Source organism: Microbacterium sp. W4I20 (assembly GCF_030816505.1).
Taxonomy (GTDB): Bacteria; Actinomycetota; Actinomycetes; order Actinomycetales; family Microbacteriaceae; genus Microbacterium.
In genome coordinates, this window is sequence record NZ_JAUSYB010000001.1 from 3516811 (window position 1) to 3528348 (window position 11538).

Annotated in this window: 12 protein-coding genes; 6 read left to right on the plus strand and 6 right to left on the minus strand. The window is 69.3% G+C overall.

Annotated features, from left to right (window positions below; genetic code table 11):
* Positions 1 to 175 precede the first annotated feature (175 nt).
* Positions 176 to 832: an alpha/beta hydrolase gene (locus QFZ21_RS17005; protein WP_307379947.1), complete on the minus strand. Its 657-nt coding sequence runs from the start codon at positions 830 to 832 to the stop codon at positions 176 to 178.
* A gap of 108 nt (positions 833 to 940) precedes the next feature.
* Here QFZ21_RS17005 and QFZ21_RS17010 point away from each other — a divergent pair, with 108 nt between their 5' ends.
* Positions 941 to 1546, plus strand: coding sequence for a DUF4916 domain-containing protein (locus QFZ21_RS17010; protein ID WP_307379951.1), 606 nt, complete (start codon positions 941 to 943; stop codon positions 1544 to 1546).
* A gap of 145 nt (positions 1547 to 1691) precedes the next feature.
* Positions 1692 to 3494, plus strand: coding sequence for a hypothetical protein (locus QFZ21_RS17015; RefSeq protein WP_307379954.1), 1803 nt, complete (start codon positions 1692 to 1694; stop codon positions 3492 to 3494).
* Positions 3495 to 3518: 24 nt separating this feature from the next.
* Here QFZ21_RS17015 and QFZ21_RS17020 read toward each other — a convergent pair whose 3' ends face one another.
* On the minus strand, positions 3519 to 4586 hold the full coding sequence (locus QFZ21_RS17020; RefSeq protein WP_307379957.1) for a low specificity L-threonine aldolase: 1068 nt from the start codon (positions 4584 to 4586) through the stop codon (positions 3519 to 3521).
* A 78-nt stretch (positions 4587 to 4664) separates the two neighbouring features.
* Between QFZ21_RS17020 and QFZ21_RS17025 the strand changes: the two genes are divergently transcribed.
* Positions 4665 to 6131 carry an MFS transporter gene (locus QFZ21_RS17025; RefSeq protein ID WP_373426051.1) on the plus strand — a complete coding sequence of 489 codons (1467 nt, stop codon included), beginning with the start codon at positions 4665 to 4667 and terminating at the stop codon, positions 6129 to 6131.
* 18 nt (positions 6132 to 6149) lie between these two features.
* Here QFZ21_RS17025 and QFZ21_RS17030 read toward each other — a convergent pair whose 3' ends face one another.
* Together QFZ21_RS17030 and QFZ21_RS17035 are read right to left on the minus strand one after the other, a co-directional pair.
* Complete coding sequence (locus QFZ21_RS17030) at positions 6150 to 6788, minus strand: SDR family oxidoreductase (RefSeq protein WP_307379959.1); 639 nt, start codon at positions 6786 to 6788, stop codon at positions 6150 to 6152.
* A 16-nt stretch (positions 6789 to 6804) separates the two neighbouring features.
* Positions 6805 to 8259: a DUF6421 family protein gene (locus tag QFZ21_RS17035; protein WP_307379961.1), complete on the minus strand. Its 1455-nt coding sequence runs from the start codon at positions 8257 to 8259 to the stop codon at positions 6805 to 6807.
* Positions 8260 to 8331: 72 nt separating this feature from the next.
* Here QFZ21_RS17035 and QFZ21_RS17040 point away from each other — a divergent pair, with 72 nt between their 5' ends.
* Genes QFZ21_RS17040 through QFZ21_RS17050 form a run of 3 tightly spaced genes read left to right on the plus strand, consistent with a single transcriptional unit; the run spans position 8332 to position 10171 of the window.
* On the plus strand, positions 8332 to 8787 hold the full coding sequence (locus QFZ21_RS17040) for an Lrp/AsnC family transcriptional regulator (RefSeq protein WP_307379962.1): 456 nt from the start codon (positions 8332 to 8334) through the stop codon (positions 8785 to 8787).
* A 39-nt stretch (positions 8788 to 8826) separates the two neighbouring features.
* Complete coding sequence (locus QFZ21_RS17045; protein ID WP_307379965.1) at positions 8827 to 9117, plus strand: DUF4287 domain-containing protein; 291 nt, start codon at positions 8827 to 8829, stop codon at positions 9115 to 9117.
* A 55-nt stretch (positions 9118 to 9172) separates the two neighbouring features.
* The gene (locus QFZ21_RS17050; protein ID WP_307379967.1) at positions 9173 to 10171 is read left to right on the plus strand and encodes a 1,4-dihydroxy-2-naphthoate polyprenyltransferase; all 999 of its coding nucleotides are present in this window, start codon (positions 9173 to 9175) and stop codon (positions 10169 to 10171) included.
* 34 nt (positions 10172 to 10205) lie between these two features.
* On the opposite strand, the gene QFZ21_RS17055 is transcribed toward QFZ21_RS17050, so the two are convergent.
* Both QFZ21_RS17055 and QFZ21_RS17060 read right to left on the minus strand, forming a co-directional pair.
* The gene (locus QFZ21_RS17055; protein ID WP_307379968.1) at positions 10206 to 10499 is read right to left on the minus strand and encodes a DUF4229 domain-containing protein; all 294 of its coding nucleotides are present in this window, start codon (positions 10497 to 10499) and stop codon (positions 10206 to 10208) included.
* A 41-nt stretch (positions 10500 to 10540) separates the two neighbouring features.
* Positions 10541 to 11446 (minus strand): hypothetical protein, encoded by a 906-nt coding sequence (locus QFZ21_RS17060; RefSeq protein WP_307379971.1) that lies wholly within the window; start codon positions 11444 to 11446, stop codon positions 10541 to 10543.
* Between the last annotated feature and the right edge of the window lie 92 nt (positions 11447 to 11538).

Below are 11538 nucleotides of genomic sequence, written 5' to 3' on the forward strand. Positions count from 1 at the left end.
ACGGTTCCCAGATGGGGATGGGTCCCTGAGCCTGTCGAAGGGTCGTCGGGTCAGCGCGCGGAAAGAGGAGCGCGGAGGCGACGGATCAGATCAAAGGACTTCCAGACACGGCGGACAGGACAGGGAGACGATACCCGGGCGTGTCGGCAGGACGCAACCCCGGGCGTGTCGCGGCTCAGCTCGGCGTGATCCCGTCGAGCCACTTGGTGAGGAACAGTCGCACATCGGCGAGCTCCTCTTCGGAGATGCTGTGGGTCAGGCCCGTGTAGACCCGGCCGGACAGCTCGGAGTGCGTGGGCAGCCACTGCGCGGTGTGATCGATGAGAGTGGGTGGGATGACGTCGTCATGCGTGCCGCGCCCCCAGAACACCGGAGGGCGCAGCGTCGTCAGCGCCTCGTCTTCCGGCAGATCGCCCGGTGCCGCGTACCCGCTCAGCGCTGCGACGGCGCCGAAACGCTCGGGAGCGAGGCGCATCGCCTGCAGGGCGACGGCCGCGCCCTGGGAGAAGCCGAGCAGAGCGACCGACGGCGCCTCTCCCGCGGCGGCGTCGAGCCAGCGCAGGAAGGCCTCGGCCGCGGCCGTCACCGCGACGGGGCTACGTCCGTCGAGGCCCTCGATCGGATACCAGGAGCGGCCCGGCATCGGCCACGGCGGGGCGAGGGGAGCCGCGACGGAGGCGACGGCGATGCCCTCGGGGAGATACGGGACCAGCCCGAACAGGTCGTGCTCGTCGGCGCCGTAGCCGTGCAGCAGCACGAGCAGCGGCATCCGTCCTCTGTCTGCCGACGACCAGCGCGTCGCGGTGTCGTCGATCGTCAGGTTCTCGCTCACACCGTCAATCCTGCCAGCGGATGCCGACACGCAGGCAACCGCCCTCGCAGGCGGCGGGCGCGGGGGAGAAGCATGTCGGTCCTCAGGCCCTGCTGGTAGAAAGGACACATGTCCGTCCGCACCCCTGATCCCGACCCGGAACCCGAAGACGACGGTCTCGGGGCCTTCCGCGACGCGAATCCGTCTGCCCCGGGTGCCAACCCCGGCTGGTTGAGCGACGTCGAGCTCGAAGAGGCACGTCGGCACCTGCCGATGATCTACGTCGAGGCGATCCCGGTGCGCACCGACGGGTCCGGTCAGGTGACCGAGATCGGCATCCTGCTCCGCTCCACCCCCATGGGCGAGATGACCCGCACCATCGTCTCCGGACGCATCCGCTTCGGCGAGACCATCCGCGACGCCCTCTTCCGCCACGTCGAGAACGACCTCGGGCCGATGGCGTTCCCGCTGCTGCCGCCGCAGCCGCTGCCTTTCACGGTGGCCGAGTACTTCCCGATGCCGGGCGTCAGCGCCTACCACGACGACCGGCAGCACGCCGTGTCGCTGGCCTTCGTGGTGCCGGTCACCGGCACCTGCGAGCCGCGCCAGGATGCGCTCGAGGTGACCTGGTTCTCGCCCGAGGCGGCGGCATCCGACGCCGTCGCCGCCGAGATGGAGGGCGGCCGCGGCACGCTCATCCGCCTCGCCCTCGCCAACCTCGGACTGCTCCGCTAGATCTTTCCGCGCACGACACGGAACATCGAGCGCCGCCATATGGCGCTCGAGCCTGTTTGTCGTGTATTCATGTCACAGGTGATCTGCTCAGATAACCCTGTTCTGCGCGGTCGCCAAGCCGCGTCCTGCCCGAGAGGATGCCGCCATGGTGTTCCCCGCCCTCAGCCGTTCCGCGCGGAGTGCCGCCGCTGCCATCGCAGCCGCGCTGTTCGCATCGATGCTCGTCGCCGTGGCGACGCCCGCCGTCGCCGTGACCTCCACCCCCACGGCGATCTCGGTCGATCCGGGTTTCGCGGGTTTCGCCGACCGACTCCCGATCGCCGTCGCCGCCGCAGCGGAGATCGCCGGGCAGACGCCGGAGGGTGAGGTCGCACGGGTGTCGGGCGTGATCACGGCAGACGGTGCCCTCGAACTCGGACAGGGTCGCAGCTTCGTCGTCGCGTACGCACCGGCGACGGACGTCTCCTCTCCGCTCGCTGCCGCCGCCGTGTCCGCGGACGGGACGTACGACTTGGATGCCCCTGTCGGCGACGTCGTGCTCGCCGTGGTCTCGGAGGGGCGGTCCGTGTTCGATCAGTGGGGCCGGCTCGGGGTCGACCTCAGCACGGCCGAGACCACATCCCTCACTGCAGAGGGGCTCGTGTACGACGTGCAGCTGCAGCGCTCCGCCCTCGCCACCGGCACCGTCACGGTGCCCGCCAAGGTCGTGATCGCCGGGCAGAAGATCGCCGTCGCTCTCTACCCCGTCGAAGGCACGGGCGAGATCGCCACCGCAGCCGGCTTCGTGTCGGATGCCGGAACTTTCGCGGTCGGCGGCATCCCGGAGGGCGACTACCGTGTCGACTTCGTGTCGGTCGCTCCCGGCGCCGCATCCGAGTGGTGGAACGACGCACCGACCTTCGCCAAGGGCACGACCGCCACTCTCACGACAGGCACCGCCACGGACGTCTCGGTCGTGCTCGATGCGCTGCGGATCCTGGACACGTCGGTGCCCACGATCACCGGCACCACGACGGTCGGGCAGACGCTGAAGGCCGCGCCGGGGGTGTGGACGAGCGGTGCCACGCTGACCTACCAGTGGTACGCCAACGGCTCCGCCATCGCGAAGGCGACGAAGTCGTCCCTCCTGCTTCCGGCCACCGTGGCAGGCAAGAAGATCACCGTCCGTGTGACGGGGAAGAAGACGGCCTACGCCCCGAAGACACAGACCTCCGCGGCGACCGCGGCCTTGCTGCGCCCGCTCGCCGCCCCGGTTCCCGCGATCACCGGCACCACGACGGTGGGGCAGACGCTCAAGGTGAAGACGGGCACGTGGACCGCCGGGACGCGCCTGAGCTACCAGTGGTACATCGACGGCGTCGCCGTCGCCAAGGCCACCGGTGCGGCGTTCAAGATCCCCACCTCGGCGACACGGAAGACCATCACCGTCGTCGTGAAGGGCACGAAGGCGGGGTACGCGACGGCATCCAAGCGCTCCAAGGCCACGGCCGCCGTCAAGGGCATCCTGAGTGCTCCCGTCCCGTCCATCGCCGGCTCGACCCTCGTCGGGTCCCGCCTCACGGCCAGGCCGGGGACGTGGACCGCCGGCACCACGCTGAAGTACCAGTGGTACGCGAACGGCAAGGCGATCAGCCGCGCGACCGGATCGTCGCTGGTCCTCACCGCGGGCATGGTGAAGGCGCGCATCACCGTGAAGGTCACCGGGAGCAAGAGCGGGTACATCACCGCGGCGCGCACCTCGGGCAAGACCGGGGTCGTGAGCTACCCGAGCAGGACGAAGCCTACTTCGACGTGGAACTGCCCGTCGTGGGCACCGATCAAGGGCAACGCCAGCTCGATGATCTACCACGTGCCAGGGGGCCGATCGTATAAGGCGACGAAGCCCGAGGAATGCTTCTCGAGCGAGGGTGCGGCCGTCAAGGCCGGCTACCGCAAGGCGAAGCGCTGACCCCGGGCGTGGCGCCGGCGCCGCTCAGGCGCGGGTGAGGCGCGAGAGCTCGGCGACGAACGCGTCGACGTCGGACTCGTGCGTGTCGAAGCTGCACATCCAGCGCACCTCGTTGCGCGCGGCATCCCAGTCGTAGAAACGGAACGATTCACGCAGGGCGTCCGCGACGCCGTCCGGCAGCGTGGCGAAGACGCCGTTGGACTGGGTCGGCTGGGTGAAGGCGACGCCGGTGACCGTGCCCGCCGCGATCGCGTCCTCGATCTCGCCCCGCAGCCGCGCCGCCATCGCGTTCGCGTGCCGCGCGTTGCGCAACCACAGGTCGCCCTCCAGCAGCGCGATCAGCTGAGCCGAGACGAAGCGCATCTTCGACGAGAGCTGCATGTTGAACTTGCGCGAATACACCAGCCCGTCGGATGCCGCGGGGTTCAGCACGACGACGGCCTCGCCGAGCATCGCACCGTTCTTGGTGCCGCCGAAGCTGAGCACGTCGACGCCGGCGTCGACCGTGAAGGCGCGCAGCGGCAGGTCGAGTGCGGCGGCCGCGTTCGACAGACGCGCCCCGTCGAGGTGCAGCTTCATGCCGCGCTCGTGCGCGTGCTCGGCGATCGTGCGGATCTCGTCGGCCGTGTAGAGCGTGCCGAGCTCGGTCGACTGGGTGATCGAGACCACGAGCGGCTGGGCGCGGTGCTCGTCGCCCCAGCCCCAGGCCTCGCGGTCGATGAGCTCGGGGGTGAGCTTGCCGTCGTCGGCGGGAACGGTGAGCAGCTTGAACCCGCCGATCTTCTCGGGGGCGCCGCCCTCGTCGACGTTGATGTGCGCGGTCGACGCCGCGATCACGGCGCCCCAGCGGGGCAGCATCGACTGCAGGCCGGTGACATTGGCGCCGGTGCCGTTGAACACCGGGAAAGCCTCGGCCTGGTCGCCGAAGTGGGCCTGTACGACCTCCTGCAGGCGGGCGGTGTACGCGTCGCTCCCGTACGCGCCCTGATGCCCGTCGTTCGCCTGGGCGATGGCCGCGAGGACCTCGGGGTGGATGCCGGAATAGTTGTCACTGGCGAAGCCCCGGATCGCGGGGTCATGCTGGATGCTCACTGCACAAGCCTATGTCCAATGTCGGAGGGACTGGCTACGCTCGGAATCGTGACCGACACCGGCGATTCCGCGGGCACGATCCGCGAAGACGCGACCTCCGCACTCCCCGGAGATCCGCGTGCCAGACGGGCGTTCGTCAACGTCCTCGTCAACACCCTCATCGCGAACGTCACGACGAGCTTCCTCTGGTTCGCCCTCACGTTCTGGGTGTACATCGAGACCCAGTCGGTGCTCGCGACCGGCATCATCGGCGGCGCCTACTTGCTGTTCATCGCCTTCTTCGCGATGATCTTCGGCACCATCGTCGACCGGCATCGCAAGCATCGGGTCATGCTGCTGTCGAGCGTCATCTCCGCCGTGGCCTTCCTGATCGCCGGGTTGCTCTACGTCTGGCAGGGCGAGGCGCCGCTGCTCGACCTGGGCGGGCCGTGGTTCTGGGTGTTCTCGGCGATCATCCTGTTCGGCGGAGTGATCGAGCAGCTGCGCAACATCGCACTGTCGACCACCGTCACGCTCCTCGTGCCGGAAGACAAGCGCGCCAACGCCAACGGGCTCGTCGGCACGGTGCAGGGCATCGCGTTCCTCGTGACGAGCGTGTTCTCGGGGCTGTCGATCGGGTTCCTCGGCATGGGATGGACGCTGGCGATCGCGATCGCCGCGATGGCGGTGACGTTCGCGCACCTGCTGTTCGTGCGCATCCCCGAGAACGAGCCCGAGGCTGAGCCCGACGCGAAGAGCGCCCTCGACTTCCGCGGCAGCGTGCGGGCGATCCGGCTCGCGCCGGGACTGTTCGCACTGATCATCTTCTCCACGTTCAACAACCTCATCGGTGGCGTCTACATGGCGCTGATGGATCCCTACGGACTCACGCTGTTCGATGCGCAGATGTGGGGCTTCGCGCTCGCGTTCGCCTCGACGGGGTTCCTGATCGGCGGTGGCCTGGTCGCGAAGTTCGGGCTGGGACCGAAGCCCATGCGCACGATGCTGCTGGTCGTGATCGCGATGGGCCTGCTGGGTTCGGTCTTCATGCTGCGCGAGTGGTGGCCGCTCTACGTCGTGGGCATGTGGATCTACATGGCGCTGGTGCCGCCGGTCGAGGCGGCCGAGCAGACGGTGATCCAGAAGGTCGTCCCGTTCGAACGACAGGGGCGCGTGTTCGGCGTGGCGGCGGCGATGGAGGCTGCAGCGGCTCCGGTCACGGCGTTCCTCATCGCGCCGATCGCCGAGTTCCTGATCATCCCGTACATGAGGACCGACGCGGGTCAGCGTCAGTGGAGCTGGTTGCTCGGCGAAGGCGAAGCCCGCGGCATCGCCCTGATCTGCCTGTTCGCCGGACTCATCATGGTGGTCGCAGCGACGCTGGCGTTCTTCACCCGTTCGTACCGGCAGCTCACCGACCTCTACGCGAAGGCGCCGGATTCTGCGCCGGAACAGGCAGGGGAGCAGGCTCAGGACGGCCCGATGCCCGACCCGGAAGCACCGGCGGTGCCGGAGCACGCAGAGGCCGAGGCATCGCCCGCAAGCCGCGAGAACCGCACCAGCTGACGCCGACCTCAGCCAGACTCAGGCGAGGTCGATGGTCCGGTCGTTGAGCTCGGCGGCATCCGCGTCCCAGAGTGCGAGGATCGCCGGAGCGAGCGTCGACGGGTCGAGTGCCTTCGCCCGGAAGATCACGGATGCCGCGCGCAGCGGCTCGCCGGTATCGCGCGCGGCCTTCGTGAAGCCGTGCGCGACCGCCCGGGTCCAGGCCTCGCTCGCGGCCTTCACGGCGGCGTAGTTCGCGCCGCCGGCGAGCGGCCGCGCCACCGCCGTCGACGAGACGATCGCGAACCGTCCGGCACCCGCCGCTCGCAGCGCGTCGTCGAAGGCGCGGCTCGTCGCGCGCACCGCTTCGAGCGCGGGCAGCAGTGCGTGGAAGTCGTCATCGGACTGCCCGGCGAGCCCGCCGCCGCCGCGCCAGCCACCGACCAGGGGGACGACGGCATCCACGGCGCCGAGTCGGGCCGCGAGCTCCGTCATCGAGGAGAGGGAAGTGGCATCCGCGACCTCGACCTGGGCACCGGCATCCGCCAACGGCTTCAGGCGCTCCGCCGATCGTCCGGTGACGACCACGCGCGCACCCGCGGCGACGAGCGCCCGCGCGACGACCAACCCGCTCTCGCTGGTCGCGCCCGCGAGCACGATCGTGCGCTGCCCACTCATGAAACGGGGAGTCATCTCAGTCGTCGGTTCCGCGGATGCCGACGGTCGACTCGATCACGGGCTTCATCTTCTTGTCGAGCGCCTCGAAGAACATCGACAGCGGGAACTCGTCGTCCAGCACCGCGTCGGTGTACCCCTTCGGGGCGCCGGAGAGGATCTCGTCCGACAGGCCGCGCGCCCAGTTCGACGCCGGGTGCGGGGTGACCACGCCGCGGACCAGGTCGTACGCCGCGAGCCAGTGCGCGATCTTCGGCCGGTCGATCGAGCGCCAGTACAGCTCGTCGATCGCGTCGCCGAGTGCCACGACGGCATCCGGCACGCCCTCCCAGTCGAACGCGAGGGCCGTGTCGGTCCAGTGCAGCACGCCGCGCTGGTGCAGCCAGGCGAACAGCAGCTGACCGCCGAGGCCGTCGTAGTTGCGCACGCGCGAACCCGTGATCGCGAAGCGGAAGATCCGATCGAAGATCACGGCGTACTGTACGAGGCCGGCCTGGTCGAGCGTCTCCCGCTCGATCTCGGTGAGCTCGTCGGCGGGGCGGGCCGCCAGAGCGCGCTCGATCTTCACCGATTCGCGGAAAGCGGTCAGGTCGCAGCGCAACTCCTCGAGCGAGTAGAGAAAGAACGGCATGCGCTGCTTGATCATGAACGGGTCGAACGGCAGGTCGCCGCGCATGTGCGTGCGGTCGTGGATGATGTCCCACATCACGAACGCGCGCTCGGTCAGCGCCTGGTCGTCGAGCATCGCCGCAGCGCGCTCGGGCAGGTCGAGCTTGGTGATGGCGGATGCTGCGCGCGTGACGCGGCGGTAGCGGGCGGCCTCGCGGTCCTGGAAGATCGCACCCCAGGTGAACGAGGGGATCTCGCGCATCGCAACGGTCTCCGGGAACAGCACGGCCGAGTTCGTGTCGTAGCCGGGGGTGAAGTCGACCAGGCGCAGCGAGACGAACAGCTTGTTGCCGTAGTCGCCGGCTTCGAGGGCTGCGATGAACTCCGGCCAGATGGTCTCGACGATCAGCGCCTCGACGAGGCGGTCGCTCGATCCGTTCTGCGTGTACATCGGGAAGACGACGAGATGACGGATGCCGTCGACGCGGTGCTGCTGCGGCTGGAACGCCAGGAGCGAGTCGAGGAAGTCGGGCACGCCGAAGTCCTCCGACGCCCAGCGGTCGAAGTCGACGATCGACGCGGCGAGGTAGTCGGCGTCGTGCGGGAAGGCCGGTGCCAGGGCGCGGATGCCGCCGGTGATGGCGGCGACCAGCTCACGGGCGACCGCGTGGTGCGCGGCATCCGGGATCGAACCGTCCTTGATCTGGAGTTCGCGGATCGCGATCGCGGCGTCCTTGAGCTGAGCCCAGGCTGCGGACTTCTCTGCAGACTGCGCCTGCACTGAGCCTGTCGAAGTGTCTTCCACGACCTCGGGTTCGCCGACGATGGCCTGTGCAGCAGAGCTGTTGGCGGAAATGATGGACATCGAGACCTCCGATCGCGCGGCATGCCGGAAACTTTCCGGTCATAACGGATTACTGACGATAATCTTACATCCATGGATGACTCTGTCGACCGGGCGATCGTCGCCGAGATCGCTCGCGACGGCCGCGCGACCCTCTCCCAGCTGTCCGAGGCCGTCGGACTCTCCGTCTCGGCCGTCCAGTCGCGGCTCCGCCGCCTGGAGACCCGCGGGGTGATCTCCGGGTACCGGGCGATCCTCGATCCCGAGCTCGTCGGAACGCCCCTGTCGGCCTTCATCGAGATCACGCCCCTCGACCCGGCTCAGCCCGACAATGCGCCCGAGCTCCTCGAGCACCTCGACGCGATCGAGGCGTGCCACTCGATCGCCGGCGACGCGAGCTACATGCTGTTCGTGCGGGTCGCCTCGCCGCGCGCCCTGGAGGAGCTCGTGCGCGACGTGCGCACCGCGGCGAACGTCAGCACCCGCACCACGGTCGTGCTGCAGACGTACTACGAACACCGCCCCATCATCCCGCTCGCCTCGGAGTAGTCTCAGGTCGATCACACATCCGTCCCACCAGGAGCATCCATGTCCTTCCAGGCATACCTCGACAAGGTCGAGACCCAGACCGGCCTCACCCCGCGGCAGTTCATCGCATTGGCGAAGGAGCAGGGCTTCGACGAGACCACGAAGTCGACGGTCGTCCTCAACTGGCTCAAGCAGGAGTACAGCCTCGGGCACGGCCACGCGCAGGCGATGGTGCACGTGATCCTCAAGGGTCCGAAGATCAGCGGTAAGCACGTCGGCACGGGCGGCGCGCACAGCGACGCATCCGACACGCTCTGGCTCGACGGCAAGGACAGCAACCCGAACCCGTGACGCTCCGCTGAGACCGAGGAAGGGCGCGCATCGGCGCTGCCAGTAGGATTCCTGCGTGGCATCCTCCCAGCGCAAGAAGAAGAGCACGAGCACGAGCACGAAGCGCACCCCGGCGCGCGTGAGCGGCAACCCGGCGAAGCGCGTCGGCGACCCGGCGAAGCGCGCGGTCGTCGAAGCCGGCCCGGTCACCGCCTCCGACTGGATCGGTGCGGCGCGTCTGCGCACGCTTCCGCTGGCGATCGCACCCGTGGTCATCGGCACGGGCGCCGCCCGCAGCACCGGCCCCGAGTTCCACTGGGTCATCGCGCTGGCCTGCCTGGCGGTCGCGATCTTCCTGCAGATCGGCGTGAATTTCACGAACGACTACAGCGACGGCATCCGCGGAACCGACGCGCACCGGGTCGGCCCCGCACGGCTCACCGCGTCCGGACGGGTGAAGCCGCGCACCGTGCTCATCATCGGACTCGTCTTCTTCGCGCTCGCCGCAGCCGTCGGCATCGCGATCGTGGTGCGCACCGGTCAGTGGTGGATGCTCGGCGTCGGCGCCGCGTGCATCGTGGCGGCCTGGTTCTACACGGGCGGCAAGCGGCCGTACGGGTACTTCGGCCTCGGCGAGGTCTTCGTGTTCGTGTTCTTCGGACTCGTCGCCACCCTCGGCACCACGTGGGTACAGGCCTTCCAGCTGCCCCAGCAGGCGTGGCTCGGTGCGATCGCGGCGGGTCTGTTCGCCTGTGCCGTGCTGCTCGCCAACAACCTCCGCGACATCGATCAGGACCGCGAGGTCGGCAAGCGCACACTGACGGTGCTGATCGGCCGCCGTGCGACCAAAGTGCTGTTCACCCTGTTCGTGCTCGCGCCGTTCGGCATCGCGGGCTTCCTCGCGCTGCTCTACCCGATCGCGTGGATCGCCCTGTTGGCGCTGCTCGCGGGCCTCCCGGCGATCCTGATCGTGTGGACTTACCGCCAGGCGCGCGAGCTGGTCATCGCGCTCGCGCTCACCTCGCTGACGGCGCTGCTCTACGCGGGCGCGCTGTTCTGGGCGTTCGCCGGCTGACCCTTCGTCGAGCTCAGGGACCCGGGTGAGCGGCTCAGGAGCCGAGGGGGCGGTCGGTGCCGTCGATCGCGTCGTCCTCGGCCTCGGCATCCGCTTCTCCGCCCGACACGCGGCTCTCGCGGCGTTCGTGCAGGCGTGCCGAGGCGTCGGTCAGCGGGGCGCGCAGGAACAGCAGCGAGATGCTGACGCCGATGAGAGCGGCGAAGATCGCGGCGAGCCACCAGAACTCGCGGAAGATCGGGAAGAAGAACCAGAGGATCGCGAGCGGGACGAGGAACGCCAGCAGCCGGAGCACGGTGTAGACGAGGAAAGGCGCGGACTTCTTCACTCCACCAGTCTACGTTCGCCGCCCTATGAGCCCGCCGTCGGTCAGCGCGTCAGCTGCAGGCGGGCGAACGGGATGCCGCGCACCACACGTCGCCACGGATGCTCGCCGAGTGACCAGAGCAGTTCGGCATCGAGGTCGAGGGCGAGGTCCTCGCAGCCGACGGGCAGCGACACCGGATCGCGTTCGAGTGCTGCACGTCCACCCCGACAGAGGATGCCGGGACGCAGCCGATCCGACTGCGAGACGAAGTAGCGGTCGCCCCAGCGCACGGCGCCCTGCATCGAACGGATGCCGGGCGAGATGCGGTCGTGCTCCACGAAGCGCGCGTCGGGCTCGTCGGGGATCGAGAACTCGCCGATCCGGCCCGACTCGTCGGTGCGGTACTCGCCGATGAGCACCCGCCGCAGCGGTGTGCCGTCGTCGTCGAACACCCGCCCGAGGTAGGAGCATCGGAGGTCGACCGGGTGCACGCGGGTACGCACGGCAACCAGGGCGGTCGCCCGCCACCCACGGCTCCGCGCCCCGGCGAGGCGGCGGGCGAGAGGGCCGCGCACCCGTCGGATTTTCGAGAGATCGAACTCCCAGATGCCGCGGCCGGTCGCGGCCACGAACAGTCGATCGTCGAACCAGGCGAGGCCGCCAGCGTGGATCCTCGCCGGGACGAGCTCGCCGTCTCCGTCGTCGACCGCGAGCAGGATGTCGAGGTGCCGAGAGCGCTCCAGGTCGACGAACGCGACCCGCGATGCGAGGTGCTGCCCGGCCCGATCCTGCCGGAACCAGCTCACGGCCAGTGTGCGCCGCCCGTGCCAGACGCCCAGGTCGATGCCCTGCGGGTACCAGCGCTGGGTCCACGACCGGGCGCTGAGCCACCGCAGATCCACGGTGTCGCGCTTCTTCTGCCGCACCGGGCGCCACGTCGTTCCGAAGGGCCAGAGCATGGTGTCCATCGTCGCCGATCCGGGCCGACGATGCGAACCAGGGTGAAACGGCCCGCGATGCCAAGACACCCGGCGTTCACCTTCGCGTCCCCGTCCGGCAA